Annotated in this window: 15 protein-coding genes; 3 read left to right on the top strand and 12 right to left on the bottom strand. The window is 35.1% G+C overall.

Going from position 1 to position 16,532, the window contains the following annotated elements:
* Positions 1-277: 277 nt before the first annotated feature.
* Complete coding sequence (locus tag CP367_RS03405) at positions 278-1,555, top strand: extracellular solute-binding protein (RefSeq protein ID WP_005723055.1); 1,278 nt, start codon at positions 278-280, stop codon at positions 1,553-1,555.
* A gap of 267 nt (positions 1,556-1,822) precedes the next feature.
* On the opposite strand, the gene CP367_RS03400 is transcribed toward CP367_RS03405, so the two are convergent.
* From CP367_RS03400 to treR, 3 genes are all read right to left on the bottom strand, one after another.
* Positions 1,823-2,260, bottom strand: a complete 438-nt coding sequence (locus CP367_RS03400) for a hypothetical protein (RefSeq protein WP_023488760.1) — start codon at positions 2,258-2,260, stop codon at positions 1,823-1,825.
* A gap of 176 nt (positions 2,261-2,436) precedes the next feature.
* Complete coding sequence (gene treC, locus CP367_RS03395; protein WP_089145858.1) at positions 2,437-4,104, bottom strand: alpha,alpha-phosphotrehalase; 1,668 nt, start codon at positions 4,102-4,104, stop codon at positions 2,437-2,439.
* 9 nt (positions 4,105-4,113) lie between these two features.
* Positions 4,114-4,839 (bottom strand): trehalose operon repressor, encoded by a 726-nt coding sequence (gene treR, locus CP367_RS03390; protein ID WP_089145857.1) that lies wholly within the window; start codon positions 4,837-4,839, stop codon positions 4,114-4,116.
* 194 nt (positions 4,840-5,033) lie between these two features.
* Between treR and CP367_RS03385 the strand changes: the two genes are divergently transcribed.
* Positions 5,034-6,968, top strand: a complete 1,935-nt coding sequence (locus tag CP367_RS03385) for a PTS glucose transporter subunit IIABC (RefSeq protein ID WP_089145856.1) — start codon at positions 5,034-5,036, stop codon at positions 6,966-6,968.
* 64 nt (positions 6,969-7,032) lie between these two features.
* Here CP367_RS03385 and spx read toward each other — a convergent pair whose 3' ends face one another.
* Positions 7,033-7,434 (bottom strand): transcriptional regulator Spx, encoded by a 402-nt coding sequence (gene spx / locus CP367_RS03380; protein WP_023488757.1) that lies wholly within the window; start codon positions 7,432-7,434, stop codon positions 7,033-7,035.
* Between the two features lie 140 nt (positions 7,435-7,574).
* Here spx and CP367_RS03375 point away from each other — a divergent pair, with 140 nt between their 5' ends.
* Positions 7,575-8,837, top strand: coding sequence for a replication-associated recombination protein A (locus tag CP367_RS03375; RefSeq protein ID WP_005727739.1), 1,263 nt, complete (start codon positions 7,575-7,577; stop codon positions 8,835-8,837).
* A 352-nt stretch (positions 8,838-9,189) separates the two neighbouring features.
* Here the strand turns inward: CP367_RS03375 and pepT are convergent, their stop codons facing one another.
* The 8 genes from pepT to CP367_RS03335 all read right to left on the bottom strand — a co-directional run bounded on the left by pepT (position 9,190) and on the right by CP367_RS03335 (position 16,465).
* A complete protein-coding gene (gene pepT, locus CP367_RS03370; protein ID WP_005723045.1) occupies positions 9,190-10,473 on the bottom strand; it encodes a peptidase T in 1,284 nt (427 codons plus the stop codon).
* Positions 10,474-10,485: 12 nt separating this feature from the next.
* Positions 10,486-10,941 carry a GNAT family N-acetyltransferase gene (locus tag CP367_RS03365; RefSeq protein ID WP_089143509.1) on the bottom strand — a complete coding sequence of 152 codons (456 nt, stop codon included), beginning with the start codon at positions 10,939-10,941 and terminating at the stop codon, positions 10,486-10,488.
* Positions 10,942-11,387: 446 nt separating this feature from the next.
* A complete protein-coding gene (locus CP367_RS03360; protein ID WP_089145855.1) occupies positions 11,388-12,593 on the bottom strand; it encodes a L,D-transpeptidase family protein in 1,206 nt (401 codons plus the stop codon).
* A 74-nt stretch (positions 12,594-12,667) separates the two neighbouring features.
* The gene (locus CP367_RS03355; protein WP_005719583.1) at positions 12,668-13,234 is read right to left on the bottom strand and encodes an ECF transporter S component; all 567 of its coding nucleotides are present in this window, start codon (positions 13,232-13,234) and stop codon (positions 12,668-12,670) included.
* 2 nt (positions 13,235-13,236) lie between these two features.
* Positions 13,237-14,067 (bottom strand): pyridoxamine kinase, encoded by an 831-nt coding sequence (locus CP367_RS03350; RefSeq protein ID WP_089145871.1) that lies wholly within the window; start codon positions 14,065-14,067, stop codon positions 13,237-13,239.
* A 65-nt stretch (positions 14,068-14,132) separates the two neighbouring features.
* On the bottom strand, positions 14,133-15,203 hold the full coding sequence (locus CP367_RS03345; RefSeq protein ID WP_005722311.1) for a serine hydrolase: 1,071 nt from the start codon (positions 15,201-15,203) through the stop codon (positions 14,133-14,135).
* A 181-nt stretch (positions 15,204-15,384) separates the two neighbouring features.
* A complete protein-coding gene (locus tag CP367_RS03340) occupies positions 15,385-15,999 on the bottom strand; it encodes a sugar O-acetyltransferase (protein ID WP_005719579.1) in 615 nt (204 codons plus the stop codon).
* Positions 16,000-16,015: 16 nt separating this feature from the next.
* Positions 16,016-16,465, bottom strand: coding sequence for a GNAT family N-acetyltransferase (locus CP367_RS03335; protein WP_023488827.1), 450 nt, complete (start codon positions 16,463-16,465; stop codon positions 16,016-16,018).
* Positions 16,466-16,532: the final 67 nt, after the last annotated feature.

Genomic DNA, 16,532 nt, shown 5'->3' with positions numbered 1-16,532 from the left:
TGATTCTTACATTTATCATACACAAGATATTGTATTTAATAAAATGTGTTTTTAATTAAATTTCTCTTGCTACTAATATTTTTATTAAGTAAACAGTCGTTGATATATCAATGCTTATAAATGCTGGCAAAAAGTCAAGGGTTGAATTTTATTTTTTTAGCCAGTAGTATATTATCTTGCATTAGTTAATAAGTGATACAAGATATTGTTCTTATTAAAATAAAAATATATTTTAAATTTCATTTTTATTAATGTTATTTTTAGTGAGGAGAATTCGATGACAAAGAAAGGCTTAACAAAATATTTATCAATTGGTGCAGTAACTACTGCAGCATTATTTTTAGCAGCTTGTTCAAATCAAAAGAGCACTACATCTGCTAAAAATAGTAAGACAGAAATTACTATGTGGCACGCAATGAATGGTGCACAACAAAAAACTTTGAAACAATTGACTAATAAATTTGAAAAAGAAAATCCTAACATCAAAGTTAAGCTAGAAAATCAAGGTAATTACCCTCAGTTACAAGGGAAAATTACTTCTACTCAACAAAATCCTAATAACTTACCAACAATGACTCAAGCTTATCCTGGTTGGCTTTATCAAGCTGCGCAAAATAAGATGTTGGTCAATTTGACTCCATACATTAATAATTCAACTTATGGTTGGGGCTCAGTAGCCAAATCTAATATTCGTCCTGAATTAATGAAGGGTGCGCAAATTAATGGCGTTCAATATGGTATTCCCTTCAACAAATCTATTGAAGTCTTGACTTATAACAAGACCTTACTTAAGAAATATGGTTTAAAGGTACCTAAAACAATGGCAGAACTTAAGTCTGTTTCTAAAGCAATTTATGAAAAGTCCAACCATAAAATTGTTGGTGCTGGTTTTGATAACTTAGCCAACTACTATGTTCTAGGTCTCAAGAATGAAGGACAAACTTTTGGTCGTTCAATCAAGTTAGATTCGGCTGCCTCTAAGAAAGTTATTAACTTCTACGCAGATGGCGTACGCAATGGCTACTTTAGAACTGCTGGTAGTGAACGTTACCTCTCCGGTCCTTTTGCTAATGAAAAAGTCGCAATGTACATCGGTACTTCAGCTGGTGAAAGTTACACTAAGATGGGTGTAGGCAACAAGTTTACGTACGGCGTTGCTCCTCGTCCCGGTGAATACACTATTTCTCAAGGGACTGATCTTTATGTCTTTAACCATGCTTCAAAAGCACAAAAAAATGCTGCCATGAAATATATGAAGTTTTTGACTAGCAAATCTAGCCAATTAACTTGGGCTAATGAGACTGGCTATATTCCTGTTAACGATAATGTCTTAAATAGTAAGGAATACTTAGACAGCAAAATGAAATTGCCAAGTGTCTTAAAGGATTCAATGAAGCATCTCTACAGTGTTCCTGTAGCTAAGAACTCTGACTCTGCTTATAATGGTATGAATCAAATTATGGAAAATATTTTAATTGCTGCAAATAAGCATCAAAATGTTAATGCTCAAATTAAGGCTGGTCAACAAAAATTAGATAGCGCTTGGCGTCAATAATGATATTAAAAAAGCATCCCCCTTCTCTATTTTGATTAGGGATGCTTTTTTGCATTTGCAAGAGTTGAATTTAATTTAAGCACTCACATAGAGTGCGACCGCAATATTTAGTACTAGGATAAAATCCAATCCTAAATATTTGGCTTCATCAACTATTATACTATGTCAAAAATATATAAAGAAGAGTTAACACATAAAATACAAAACAAAATCAGTGCGAAACTCCCACATTTTTATGTTCACATAGGGTTCGCACTGATTTTTTTCTTAACTCAAATCTTTCTTAGTAACTGCCAAATGTGCCTTATCATTGATAAAGACCCAGATTGGCAAATCTATTCCTGTTGAATCAGTCAAATTATTTACAATTTCACTGATAAAAAGCTGGACCATTTTCTTAGGCGGTTCAGTAAAGTCTCTTCTTTGCGGCGTGTACCATAAACCTGTGATTGGCTTTTTAGTTTGTCGATCGAAAATACAATTCAGGGTTTCATCATATTGATCAAATGAGGCCTTGTAGACTATATGTAATGGATGATGTGCCAAGTTCTCGACTAACTGATAACGCATATCGTCCGCAATTCTTCCTTTACTAATCATCATTAAACTGGTAACTGGACCATTTTCTTTTTCAAATTTTTGCAACTTGCCTTGTTTGACTAGCTTCTTTTCAACTGAAATAAAACTATCAGAATCAACTAACATCGTTTTTCCTTCTCTCTACTATCTATTATAAGCAAGCTGTCAATTACTTTACATAATTTTGCTTATTATGCAAAAAAGAAGCCATGACCTGAAAATCATGACTTCTCGCGAATTCCTCGTCCGTAAATCGAAATCTTCACGAACATTTTTACCTTAACACAATTAATTATACTAGTCTAATTAATTTTAATTACTAAAGCTTCATATGGCTTCAATGAGATATTCTCTTCTAGTTTGCCATCTTGTGCAGAATAATTGCTCAATACGAGTTGATAATTCTTATTTTGATATTGTTCGGGCAATGGTGCTACATGATCAGTACCATAGAAATTAGTGAAAACTAATATTTTTTTAGCTTCATCCTTCAAAAAACGTTCATAGGCAAAAATTTGTGGATCATCTTTTAAAAACATTCTAATATGGCCATCAGAAATCAGTTGTTCGTGCTTACGCAACTTGATCAATTTTTGATAGTAAGCAAAAATTTCACCCTCGTGTAATTCTTTTTCAACATTAATTCTATCTTGATCTGTTGGTAAAAGCCATGGCTTTGATTCACTAAAGCCAGCAAATTTACTATCATCCCAGTGCATCGGCACACGAGAGTTATCTCGTGCTTTAGTTTTTACTATTGCAAATGCTTCATCATCGCTTATTCCCTTTTGTTTCAATGCCGCAAAAGCATTTTTAGCTTCAACATCTACATAATCATGAATTGAAGAATAATGTGGATCCATCATTCCTATTTCTTCGCCCATATAAATGTAAGGAGTTCCGCGCATACAATGTGTCGCAGTAGCAAGCATTTCGGAAGATTTCTCTCGATATTTACCAGTATCACCAAAACGGTTAAGGGCCCACGGCTGGTCATGATTGTTCCAGAACAAAGCATTCCAACCGCCACCTTGATCCATTTTTTCTTGCCATTCAGTAAATAAGTGCTTTAATTTCATGAAATCAAACGGCTCTTTAGACCACTTTTCACAATTTTTATAATCGACTTTTAAATGATGGAAAGTAAAGACCATGGACAATTCATGCTCACTCGGCTTAGAGTACTCAATCGAATTAGCAATAGTAGTTGAAGACATTTCACCCACCGTAATTGAGTCAGGATCTTGACCAAAAGTAGAGCGATTCATTTCTTTCAAATATTGATGCACTACTGCTGTATCAGTATAAAGACTCTTTTCCTGACTTGGATCACCAGTTGAATCAACTAACTTTTCATCCTTACCGGTCACGTTAATTACGTCAAAACGGAAACCATGTACTCCCTTTGAACGCCAGAAGTTAATTACTTTGAACAATTCTTGACGAACTTCTGGGTTATGCCAATCGAGATCTGCTTGAGTTGGATCATATAAATGTAGGTAATAATAATCCGTATCACCAAATTTTGCCCAAGCTGGTCCACCAAACTTACTTTGCCAATTATTAGGCAAGGAGCCGTCAGGCTTAGCTTTTCTTAAGTAAAAGAATTTGCGGTACTTTTCGTCTCCTGCCAAAGCTTTTTTAAACCATATATTTTCGGTTGAACAATGGTTTAGCACCATATCCAACATGACGCCAACGCCTATTTCTTTTAGCTTTTTAGTTAATTCCTCAAAGTCAGACATTGTGCCAAAGCGAGGATCAATTCGGTAATAATCCGCAATGTCATAACCGCCATCATTCTGAGGGGATACAAAAAAGGGATTAAACCAGATCATATCAACGTTAAGCTTCTTGATGTAATCGATTTTAGCGATGATCCCTGGAATATCACCTACTCCATCGCCATTAGAATCATAAAAAGATTTGGGATAAATTTGGTAAATTACTTTTTTGCCTAAATCTGTCATTTTTATCTCCTATAACTTAATTTTCTGTCTACGAGCAAAGTCAATAAATTTAAACTTTTTAGGATTATGAAAGGATAAAGTTAACTGAAACAGCGTTGTATCTGCTAAAAAATTATGACTAGCTACTAGTACTGCTTCCTTACTATCCAATTGCAATTTCTCTTGTAAATCAGCATCGATTTCTTCTACCGTGATTGCCTTAGTTGCATAGGATATATCTAGCCCTAATTTATTTTCTAAATAATTGTAGATTGATTTTTCTGCTTCTTCTGACGGAAGCTCAGTAATTGGTGGATTAAATAAGAAATCACAGTCCAGCACTTCTGGTCCATCGTTAATCATTCTTAAACGTTCAACATAGATCCCAGCATGCTTCTTTTGTTCAGGGAAGAATTTCTTGAAAATTGCCGGCAAATCATCAACCATTTCATCATTAAGTAGCTTAGTTTTTGCATTCATTCCTAATGATTTATTTAATTCCGCAAAGCTAGAAATTCCTGAAATAGGAAACGAAAACTTTTCCAAATTAAGGACAATCGAACCTTTGCCCTTGATTTTTTGGATTAATCCTAACGAGGTCAATTGCTGCAAAGCTTTACGGACTGTTTCGCGTGACGCGCCATAAAGCTCTGTCAATTGATTTTCACTAGGCAAGCGCTCGCCTTCCTTAAATTGTTGATGTTTAATCTTAGAAGCTAAGTCTTGAGCGATCAGTTCAGATTTTGCTTTAGTCATCTTGACCTTGTCCCTTCTTAAAATCATGTTCATTATATTTTTGATGTACGTACATGTCAAGAGATATATCTAAAAACTATATTGCAGGCATGTAATCATTTTCATAAAAATCTATTGACAACTTGTACGTACAGGAATATTATAATAAATGAATTTTGTGAAAGCGATTTTATAGGAAAGGGAGAATAACACTTATGAATAAAAACGAAATTGCATTACTTGCTCCTGCTAATGGTCAAGTAATTGCACTAAGTAAAACAAGTGATCCTATCTTTAGCAAAGGAACTATGGGTGATGGTTTTGGTTTAATACCAACTGATAATACAGTTCTTGCACCAGTTAGCGGCACTATCTCAATGATTGCTGAAACAAAGCATGCGATCGGAATTACTACTAAAGATGGTCTAGAAGTATTGGTCCACATGGGAGTTGATACGGTTGGACTTAAAGGTGAACCGTTTGATGTAGTAATTAAAAATGGTCAGGAAGTTAAAGCTGGTGACCAAATTGCCACGATGAATATAGAGATGATTAAAGCAAAAGATCTTGATACTACGATTATGACTTTAATCACCAATTCATCTATGAAACTTGATGGCTTAGATGTAACTGAAGGTAAAGCAGAAGCTGGCAATACAGTTGCTCGAGCTTATTTAAAGGAGTCAAAAGAAGATAGTTCAGACAAGAAACTTTCGTATGATGAATTAGCTACTTTCATTATTAAGAATGTTGGTGGTAAAGATAATATAAATAACCTGATTCACTGTATCACACGTTTGCGCTTTTATTTGAAAGATGAGTCTAAAGCCAATGATGATATTTTAAAAAATCAACGTGGCATACTTGACGTTATGCATGCTGGTGGTCAATATCAAGTCGTAATCGGTAATGAGGTCACCAATGTTTACGATGCAGTTATGAAACAATTGCCTGGTCTTAGTGACAATCCTGCACCTCAAACTAATAATCAGGATGATGGTAAAAATCCTGTTTCTAGAGCCTTTAGTAATCTAATTGGTTTTATTACCGGCTCAATGAGTCCTGTAATCGGTGTTATTGCAGCATCGGGTATCATCAAAGGCTTACTTGCACTACTCACCCTTCCACAACTTGGTGCTTTACTTAGCGTCAAGAGTCCGGTCTATGTCACAGTTAGTGCTATGGCCGACTCTGCTTTCTTCTTTCTACCAGTTCTAGTAGGATTTGCAGCCGCTAAGCGGTTAGGATCCGATCCAATGATTGCTGCAGTAATTGGCGGTTTCTTAGTTTATCCACAAATGATTACTTGGGGTAAGAGTATGACGACAATGTTTAGTCTTGGATCTTGGAACTTCCAATTCTTAAACTATTCCTACTCTATCTTTCCAATGATTTTAGCTGCTTGGCTAGCTAAAGAATGTGAACAGTGGTTAAAGAAAGTTTTGCCTAGTTACTTGCAAATGATCTTTACCCCATTAATTACTATCCTTGTAGTTTCAACTATCACATTAGTTATTACCGGTCCAATCATTCAAGGAGCCGCAAATGGTATCGCAGTCTTTATTAACTGGCTAGTATCTGCATCTGGCTGGGTTGGCGGCTTAATAATCGGTGCCTTTTATCAGTTATTGGTTATTTTTGGTCTTCACTGGGGCGTTGTGCCACTAGTTGCTCAACAAATTGCCTCAACTGGTCAAAGCTCATTAAACGCAATTATCTGCGCAACAATGGTTTCCCAAGGTGCAGCTGTTCTTGCAGTCGCAATCAAATCAAAGAAAGCAGACATGAAAGAGCTAGGAATTGCAGCAGCTATTTCAGCCTTCTGCGGTGTTACTGAACCTGCTATTTATGGGATTAACTTAAGATATAAGAAGGTCTTTGCTTCAGGTTGTATTGGCTCAGCCTTCGGTGGCCTAGTTACTGGTTTAATGCATGGTACTATGTATGGCTTTACCGGTGGTCTAATTGGCTTCTCAAGCTTTTTCAACCCGGCCCATCCTACTCAACTAAATAGTTTCTATACTTTCCTAATTGCCAGTGCTGTTTCAATTATAGTTTCATTTATTGCAGTTTGGGTATGGGGATATAATGACAACATGACTATGGGTAAAAAAGTAGCCAAGAAGCAACGCCCAGGTTCAGCTAAATAAAAATTTAGAGCAAAATAAAGCGATGAATCACCCACAAAGGTAAATTCATCGTTTTTTGTCTTATTTAAGCAGCATTAGCAATCCGTTGTGCCTCAATTAATTCAGCTTTTCTGATATCACGAGGCAAGAACTGCCGAATATCTTCTTCATTATAGCCCACCTGCATCCGATGGTCGTCTGCAATAATAGGTCTCTTTAATAATCCTGGATTCTGAGTAATTAAATCAACCATTTTAGACAATGACAAGTCTTCATTCAACTTATTCTTTAATTGTTTGAAAGACTGTGAACGAGTAGATAAAATATCCTCAGTTCCATTTTCAGTTAAAGACAACAGATGAAGGACATCTTCTTTAGATAATTCCTTAAAGACGTTCTTTTCCTTGAAAGAAAGATGATATTTGTTAAGCCATGCTCTCGCCTTACGTGAAGATGCACTACTTGTTGACATATAAAGAGTAATCATACAATACGCCTCTTTCTAAAAAAACTCGTTAACTTCTCGTACATTAGTTCTATTGTATAACTTACTTTTTAATAGTGCAAGCTATTTTTACAAAAAATTGTAGAAAATAGTATACTTACCTTACTGAAAGAAGGAATTTGATGAATTTTAAAACACCAATTGCCGAACAAATGAGGCCGCAAACACTGGCGGATATGGTAGGCCAAAGTGAATTGCTGGGACCAGGAAAGGCTTTAAGAAATATTATCAAGCAGCATGTTAATATTTCTTTACTTCTCTGGGGGCCTCCTGGTACCGGAAAGACAAGCTTAGCTCAAATTATTGCTAAAGAGAATGATTATCCCTTTGCTTCCTTTAATGCTTCAATTGATAATAAAGCACAGTTGAACAACATTATTAATGCTTATAAGTATCAGACCTTCGTTCTTTTAATTGATGAAATCCACCGTATGACCAAAAATCTACAAGATTTTTTATTACCTTATTTAGAAAATGGTCATGTTCTACTTGTTGGCTCTACCACTGAAAATCCAATTATGTCGATTGTGCCAGCTGTGCGGTCACGTTGTCAAATCTTTGAGTTCAATCCTCTAACAGAAGACGATATTGCAGCTGTTTTGAACAAGGCATGTACTAAGGTCCTTAAATTAGTAGATCACCAAGTTGAAAAAAATTCGTTAAATTTGATAGCAGCCGCAGCTGATGGCGACCTACGAATTGCTTTAAACATTTTAGAGACTGTTCATGCACTTAATCCTAAAAAGATCACCTTAGCAAATGTTAAATCGTTTACTAAGCAGCAATTCTTTAGCTATGATAAGAAAGCCACTAAACATTACGATTATTTAGCTGCATATTCTGACTCTATGGCTGGCTCTGACACAGATGCTGCACTTTATTATCTTGCTATTTTGCTAAAAAATGGAGATTTAGCTTCGGTTGTACGGCGTCTGCGTGAGATTCCATATACTTATATTGGCTTAGCTAATCCGCAACAAGTAACTCAAATTGTTACTGCAGCTAATCAAGCTGAAAAGATAGGAATGCCTAAAGCTAAATATCCACTAATGTTTGCAACAATGTTAATGTGTATTTCGCCAAAATCAGGAGCATTTGAGGAAATTTGGGAAAGACTTGATCAAGATAGTGATCATCCCAATCGGTATCCCATGCCTAATAGTTTGCGTGACTTTCATTATAAACACGCTAAAGAAATCACGGGAGCTGGCCTAGCTGAGTCACCTTTTCAAGCTCCGCATCAAATCGCCAAGCAAAATTATATGCCCAAGGGACTCAAAGGCAAACAATATTATTTTCCAAAAGACAATCAAAATGAACGCAGATTATATGAGCAATACCTAAAATTACATCGTTATATTTACGGCGAAGATTATCAAAAATAAAGGACAGCAATGCAATTGAGCATCCCTGTCCTTTTTGGTTAGATTATAAATGAAGAAAATTGGTTTATTAATTGCTTCTACGAGAGAAGATTCTCGTCCAGCCACCTATATGGTAGTTCTATTTAAGTTATTTGTTAAATGCTAATCGAAAAAACTTTACCTACTTTTTACGTATTTTATTACCAATAATAACAAAAAAGCAGCGGCGCAAATACAGCGCCACTGCAATATGTAGCAAGATTATCAATGAAGAAAATGGTATTTATCATTTCTAAGGAGGAAGGATATTTCATCTAGCCACTTATATCCTAATGCTACAGTATTAATTTGTTAAATAAAACGGCTATTAAATCTACCAATATTTTTCTAGTGGCTTTTCATTCCTACCAGTGCGAGTTTGACGCAAATGTTCAGTCACAATATTAGTCAACACTTCGGCTAATTTATCAATCTGCTCAACAGTCACATATTCGTATCGGCCATGATAATTGCCACCACCATTAAATAAGTTAGGTGTAGGAATTCCTTTAGGCGAAATAAAGTTTCCATCAGTTCCACCTCTAAAGGATTGTACATTTGGCTTTAGTCCAGACTTGCGATAAGCATCAAGAGCCAGATTTACAATATATGGCTTGTCCTTAATATAGTTGTAGATATTTTCATATTGCTCACGAATATTTACAGTAAATCTATTGCCATACTTTTTGTTCATCTTTTTAACTAGATCGCGAATAAACTGTTCTTTACGGTTATATTCACTTTGATCAAAATCACGAATAATCATGCTAATATCGGCATGATCAACATTGCTTTGAGCATGTAGAACCAAGAAATAACCATCATGATTACGTGACTTTTCAGGCACTTGATCCTGAGGTAAATTAGACAAAAAATCATTCATCAAAGTTGTTGCGTTAACCATCAGACCATATGCTTCACCAGGGTGAACTACAGTCCCTTTAATATGGATCGTAATCTCTGACGCATTAAAGGTATCGTATTCAAAATCTCCTGGCCGCCCATTGTCTAATGTATAAGCGAATTCTACATTAGGAAAATCAGCTGGATCAAAATATTGACCACCACAGCCAATTTCTTCGTCTGGACCAAAAGCAACAAAAACATCACCGTGTTCAATTTCAGGATGTTCAGTTAAATATTTAAGCATTGCTAATGCCCCAGTGATTCCAGCCTTATCATCAACTCCTAGCAAAGTATGACCATCAGAAGTAATTAAGGTTTGTCCTTTTAGATTTAATAAGTCTGGAAACTCAGTTGGATCAAGAACAATATTATCTTTCTCATCTAGGATAATTTTCTGACCATCATAATTTTCGTGAATTTGTGGCTTAATATTAACTGCGTTAAAGTCTGCAGTATCCACGTGAGCAAAGAAGCCAATAGGCGTTACCTTTTCTGCTGTGTTTGCACTTAACTTTCCAATTGCAAAAGCTGTTTTTTCATTATAGTAAGCATCAAGCCCAAGCTCTTTCATTTCCTTTACTAGTTCCTTGGCCAGCTCAACTTGGCCAGGTGAGGAAGGAATCTGATCATGATGTTCATAATATGAGCGAGTATTCTTTTTAGCTAACTGAATAAACCGTTTTTCTTCATAATCTAAATTATAAAAACTCATTAATATTGCCTCTTACACTAATTCCATCGTATCACTTGAAACTGGCTCAGACTTGGGGTCTGACCACCACGGCTCTTTAACTGTTTTGATAATTTTAAAACCATGCTTTGCATACAGCGCTTTAGCTGCTATATTTGCGCTAAAGACTTCTAGCCTAATCGGCCGTCTAATATTTGGTAACACTGAAGCTAACAAATGATCACCAATACCACGTCGTTGAAATTGAGGATCAATATAAAAATAAGCTAAATTATGTGGCTTATACGCAGCAAAGCCAGCAAATTCATTATTAACTTCTACAATCCTAATCTCAGAATCAAAGAAATTATACCAGTATGGTGCTTCCTTAAACGGAATAAAATATTTCTCCACTCCGCCTATTTTCATTTCTTGCAAACGAGCCGCATCATGAACCCGGCACAAATCTTCGTAATCTAAACTTTGAAAACATCTAGTTCTTACTTGCATAATTTACTCCTTTAGGTGAAAGAGTTAATAAATTTTTATTTTTCTTTAATTATACAGAAGTGAATTATACATTTAAAGATTTTAGTTCCAATTCAACCAGTCTTCATCAAAAAACTTAACTTTTTCTTCCTGTGATTCTAATTCCTCTTGTTGCATCATAGCTATTATCATCTCATCTTTCTATTTTCAGACCATTAGTTCGCATAAAAATTATATCAAACAAAGGTTCATCTTTCTACTCTTTTTTCAAAAAAATATTAATCGAGTTAGTAATAGATGTGAATTACCTATATTTTTATCCACAATCGCGATAATATCGGGCTTCAGAGCCATGTTTCACGTTTATTGTTTACATTTAGCTGTTTTTCCAAGTAATCAAATAGCTTTTCACCTTATAAAAATTGTTTCATAAAAAAGGATCCAACTTAATGGATCCCTTAAACATGTTATTCGTAAATAATTACAGGTTCGCCCTTTTTAATATTGTTCCAAACGCTTCGAATCTCGCTTGGCTTAACATTAACACAACCATGTGAACCACCTTTTAGATAAGCGGTCTTGCTCCAATCAGTCCGCCAAGAGGCATCGTGAAAACCACAGCCACTTAAGGTAAATGGCATCCAATACTTAACTGGAGAAGCATAACTTGAACCATCATCATTGGTCCCGCGCAATATACTTGGTGATTCCTTATAGTGGATATACCACACCCCACGCGGAGTTTGATCACCCTTAGAACCTTCCATAGTACCGGTAACAACATCACGAAGATGAACGGCCAGTTTACCCTTTTTGATCAACCATACTTCTTGCTTTTTCAATGATACAACAGCATAAGTATCACCAATCTCTTTATTTGAATAACCATAGCCGTGAGGATAAGTGCTGTAGCCTAAACCGTAAAGTGCATCTGCACCATCAAAGTTTTTTTGGCCTTTGGCAAATGCTTCGAGAAGTAAGCGTTGCGTCTTTTTAACATAAACGCCCCAACCCCAAGTCTTATTCTTTACCGTTATCGTTTTCCCTTTAACTTTATTGCCCTTTGGCACTGTAAATTTATAGCTCTTGTGTAATGTTGAAACTTCTTTATCAATTTGATTTAACTTAGTCGTTAATTTACTAGTATCACCAAATTGATAGCGATTATCTCGATAAGTCACATTATTCAATAAATCTTTGGCCTTTAATTGATAATTTTTGCCATTAATTTTATAAGTAATCTCTGCTTTGCTTAAGTCAGTTAGTTTCTTTTTAGCTGTAGCTAAATTACTAGTAGTAAACTTATAAGTCTGAGTCGATGGAGTTTTAGTTTGTTGCTTCTTAAAAAAGGCCTTTGTCTCGGACTCATCTAATGATTGGACTGTAGTGTTATAGCTATAAACCAGTTCGTTATTTTTTAACTCAACTTGATTTTTAGCTTTTTGGTTAACTTTAGCCATTGCCTTAGTAACGGTTAGCTTTCCTACTTTAACTCCATCGATTGTAACATTAGGGTTAAAGTGAGTTTTAGCATATTTTTCTGCTGCAGCTTGTGTTGCCACACGGTGATTATGAATGCCAAAACCCGCGATTACCCCAACGATAATTAAAACTGCAATCGTTAAAATAATAATATTGTTTCGTTTATTCTTTTTCTTTAGGTCTTCGTTCATACTATCCTACCTTTTATGTCAGTAATAATATCTTTAATATAGCACCTTGCAAATTTCGTGTAAAATCTATTGATTTATCTAACCTTTTTTATAATTAGACGACTAGCATCCCGCAAAGCAAAATATAAAATTGGTGTACAAATTGCAGTAGAAATTGAATTGATTACAGTTGCAGGCAAACTAACAAAGGCTCCAACTAACGCTACTTTAAAGCTCGTCCCCACCATTAAAGCTTCAACAATTGAAACGCAATAAGTAGTGAATATCTTAGTTACCCCTGCAATAATACCTAAAATAATAATATTTCTTTTACTATCTTGATAGTGCATTCCTCGATAAACTGCTGTCAAAACCGAAGCCACTACTACTACCTCAAGCATAGTCAACCATGATGTTGCGGCATAGCCATTTAACAAATCAAAACCACCTAGACCAATAATTCCCGCAATCATGCCATTACGATAACCTAAATATAAAATTGCTACAGCAGTTAGCGTATTTCCAAAATGAATAAATGGGCGTCCTACCATAGCAGGAACTGGGATTCTTAACACCCAGATCCCAATATAAATAATTGCCGCAAAAAGTCCCGTTAAAACTAAAGCTTGTAAAGAATTCTTGTTTTCTCTAAATATCTGCATTATTAATTATTACTCCATCTCTTCAGTAAATCTGATAAAGCTGCTGCATAATTTGGTCCTAGACGTGAATCTTGCTTGGGTGTTTCCCTGATTGCTTGTGCAACAAAATCGGCCGCAATTGAACACGCTTTTTCTAAATTTTCTTTATGCATTACAGCAGCAAAAAATGCACTTGCAAACAAATCTCCCGTACCAAAATAATTACCTGGGAGTTTTTTCTGAATTAAAGGCCAACTATGATCGGCTGTAATTCCAACTTCCGCAATTTTTTCCTTATTAAGTGAAATACCGGTAATTATGACATTCGGGACACCAAATTGACTAGATAATTCAGCCGCAAATTCTGTTGCTGTTTTCAATGAATTACTAGTTGCCTTTTTGCCTAATAAAAATGCTGCCTCCGTCATATTCGGCGTTAAAATCGTAGCCGACTTAACTAGATTTCGCATCTTTATTACATAGTTTTCATCAATGCCACGATAAAGTTCACCGTGATCACCCATTACTGGATCAATCAAGATCAATTTATTTTTTTGTTTAAAATAGCTAATCTTTTCTGTCCAAAAATCTAATGCACTTTTGCCCAAATAGCCTAAGTATATAGCTGAAAAATCAAAACCAACCTTTTGCCAATGGGCCATAATCTTAGCCATTTCATTATTCAAACTTAAAAAAGTATTCTCACCAAAGCCACCCGTGTGTGTAGACAAAATTGCAGTAGGCAATACGGTCGGGCTCAAGCCACATGCTCCTAAAACAGGTAAAGCTGCACTAAGTGATACTTGACCAGCACAAGATAAATCTTGGCTAACTAATACGCCACCATTAACCATCTTTTTTACTCCAATCAAAAAAATCCTGCTTTAAGCTTAACATGAAGTTTAAAGCAGGAAAAATTTTATTTTGCGCTAAATGTATTAGCCTTGATATGATTCAAAATTTGATAACCAATTTGTTTATTTCTGTTTTCATCATTTTGAGTTTGATTTAAGAACATAATCAAACCATTTTGATTATCTGTAGTCATCTGAATCCAGTTACCAAAGTGAGTATTATATAAGTTACCATATGCTAACTTCAAGTTATCATTATTTTTCATATATAAACCACCTGAATAACCATTTGATGAACGTGATGTTAAATGAGTCATATAATCAAAGTCTGTTCGACTCAAAATTTGCCCATTGGTTAAACCAAGTTGAATACGGTAATAGTCCATTGGAGCTGAGAACAAATTACCAGCACCTACCAATTGAGAAGCTTGAGTCTTTTTAACATATTGAGCCCATTGGTAATTCTTTTGATTCCAGGTATATGAGATACCATCCGTCATCCCGGCTGGAATATCTTCCAAGAAATAAGTTCGCTTTAAGCCAAGCTTATTAATAATTCGTTCCTGCACATTTTGCTTGTAGCTTTGTCCAGTTTCTTGACGTATAATTCCAGCTAACAAAATATAGTTGGTATTATTGTATGAAAAATTACCAGGTTGATTTTGCGTAGTTGAGTTTAGCTTATTAACAACCCAATTAATTGCATCAGCTTCTGAATAAACACGTCCTCTATTTACTTCAGTATCAGCTGCTGTCAATCCAGAAGTATGCGTCATCAAGTTGCCGACGGTAATATTATCAGCACCTTTTAAATTAGGATACCACTTAGAGATCTTAGTATACTGTGTAAACTTCCCTGCAGAAATTAATTGGGTGATAATTGCGCCGGTAATTACTTTTTGCAAAGAACAAACAGGATAAACTACCTTACTGTTTCCCGCACCTAATCGCTTGCCATAATAACCGTAACCATAAGAAATTTGTTGTGGTTGTCCATCTTTTACTATAACTACGGTACCACGAGCATAATAACTAGCTAATGTATTTCTAACAAAGCTCCGCATTTCAGTTTTGTTATAACTTGCTGCCTGAACTGTCGAGCTATTGGCATTAGCAATTGCCATTCCAACAGGCATTGAAGCAGCTATAGTTAACGAAATGGTTGATTTGATTAATGTTTTTTTTAAATTAATACGTTTCGTTTTAAATTCCCCCAGCAATGTTATGTAAATTCTACCCATAATACTAGCATTTATTTTTTTCATTGGGGTTACAATTTTGATAAAGAATCAATGAGAACGTATACATTTTCTTTTTCTAATATGGATAATTATTTAAATGATCTTGATCAGTAATCTGACGTATTACTTTAGCCGGTACCCCTAGTGCCAATGAATTATCTGGAATATCTTTAGTAACTACCGATCCAGCTCCAATAACGCAATTTTTACCAATTTTTACGCCGGGACAAACAGTAACATTGCTGGCTAACCAACAATTATCGCCAACAGTGATAGCTGCTCCATATTCAATATCGGCTATTTTTCCGTCTGATTGCTTGCGAGCATTTCTTTGAGTTGGCAACAAAGGATGCAATGGAGTCGCAAATGTTACGTTAGGTCCACACATTACATTATTTCCAATTGTTACGGGACAAGTATCCAAAATAGTCAAATTGAAATTAGAATAAAAATTATCTCCTAAGTGTGTAAATTGGCCATAATCCACTTCAATTGGTCCTTGTAAATATACATTTTGACCATGATTCGGAAAAAGACGATCGATAATTGCTTTCCGTTCTACCTCATCTTCATCAGTAGTCATGTTGTAATCACGTGATAAGCGATGAGCTAAACTGGAAATCTTTTTCAGTTCTTCAGTATCTGGGCGATATGGTTTGCCTGCCAACATTTTTTTAGTATTTTCTTCCATCGATAAAGCCTACTTTCTAATTTAATCGCTTACTTAAATAAATCATGTCTAGTAGCTGATGTCCAGCTTCAAAAATCGGATGATCATAATTTTTTACAAAAAAATCTTTGATCTTACCTGAGCGTTTAAAACCACATTTTTCATAAAAAGGAATAGTTAAGGGGCTATCACCCGTTCCAACTTGCAAAATTTGATATTTATTTTGATACTTCTTAGCAATAAAATTAATCAAATGTTTAGCATACCCTTTACCTTGATCTTCTGGATAAGTGGCTATATTTTTTATTTCTACTGTATTACCATTTTCAACCGTAATAACACATTCAGATCTAACTTTTCCTTTATCAATCAAGATATACATAATTCCACGTTCTAAATAGCGATCAATCATACTCTCTTGTTCATCAGCTAACAAAAGTAAGTCTATATACTGCTTCTTATTAGATTTTATCTCTTTAATTTCCATGATTATTTTCCAATTAATTTAAAATTTTTCTCTTTCTACTCATATTCTGAAACTGTCAAATCTTTTG

Origin of the sequence: Lactobacillus sp. UMNPBX16, from assembly GCF_002553775.1 — a bacterium.
Lineage (GTDB): Bacteria > Bacillota > Bacilli > Lactobacillales > Lactobacillaceae > Lactobacillus > Lactobacillus crispatus.
This window is presented reverse-complemented; position numbering and strand designations above follow the sequence as displayed.

Excerpts from the sequence above, each read along its gene's own strand:
- CP367_RS03405 (WP_005723055.1), top strand. The coding sequence starts at position 278 with ATGACAAAGAAAGGCTTAACAAAATATTTATCAATTGGTGCAGTAACT.
- CP367_RS03400 (WP_023488760.1), bottom strand. The coding sequence starts at position 2,260 with ATGTTAGTTGATTCTGATAGTTTTATTTCAGTTGAAAAGAAGCTAGTC.
- treC (WP_089145858.1), bottom strand. The coding sequence starts at position 4,104 with ATGACAGATTTAGGCAAAAAAGTAATTTACCAAATTTATCCCAAATCT.
- treR (WP_089145857.1), bottom strand. The coding sequence starts at position 4,839 with ATGACTAAAGCAAAATCTGAACTGATCGCTCAAGACTTAGCTTCTAAG.
- CP367_RS03385 (WP_089145856.1), top strand. The coding sequence starts at position 5,034 with ATGAATAAAAACGAAATTGCATTACTTGCTCCTGCTAATGGTCAAGTA.
- spx (WP_023488757.1), bottom strand. The coding sequence starts at position 7,434 with ATGATTACTCTTTATATGTCAACAAGTAGTGCATCTTCACGTAAGGCG.
- CP367_RS03375 (WP_005727739.1), top strand. The coding sequence starts at position 7,575 with ATGAATTTTAAAACACCAATTGCCGAACAAATGAGGCCGCAAACACTG.
- pepT (WP_005723045.1), bottom strand. The coding sequence starts at position 10,473 with ATGAGTTTTTATAATTTAGATTATGAAGAAAAACGGTTTATTCAGTTA.
- CP367_RS03365 (WP_089143509.1), bottom strand. The coding sequence starts at position 10,941 with ATGCAAGTAAGAACTAGATGTTTTCAAAGTTTAGATTACGAAGATTTG.
- CP367_RS03360 (WP_089145855.1), bottom strand. The coding sequence starts at position 12,593 with ATGAACGAAGACCTAAAGAAAAAGAATAAACGAAACAATATTATTATT.
- CP367_RS03355 (WP_005719583.1), bottom strand. The coding sequence starts at position 13,234 with ATGCAGATATTTAGAGAAAACAAGAATTCTTTACAAGCTTTAGTTTTA.
- CP367_RS03350 (WP_089145871.1), bottom strand. The coding sequence starts at position 14,067 with ATGGTTAATGGTGGCGTATTAGTTAGCCAAGATTTATCTTGTGCTGGT.
- CP367_RS03345 (WP_005722311.1), bottom strand. The coding sequence starts at position 15,203 with ATGCCTGTTGGAATGGCAATTGCTAATGCCAATAGCTCGACAGTTCAG.
- CP367_RS03340 (WP_005719579.1), bottom strand. The coding sequence starts at position 15,999 with ATGGAAGAAAATACTAAAAAAATGTTGGCAGGCAAACCATATCGCCCA.
- CP367_RS03335 (WP_023488827.1), bottom strand. The coding sequence starts at position 16,465 with ATGGAAATTAAAGAGATAAAATCTAATAAGAAGCAGTATATAGACTTA.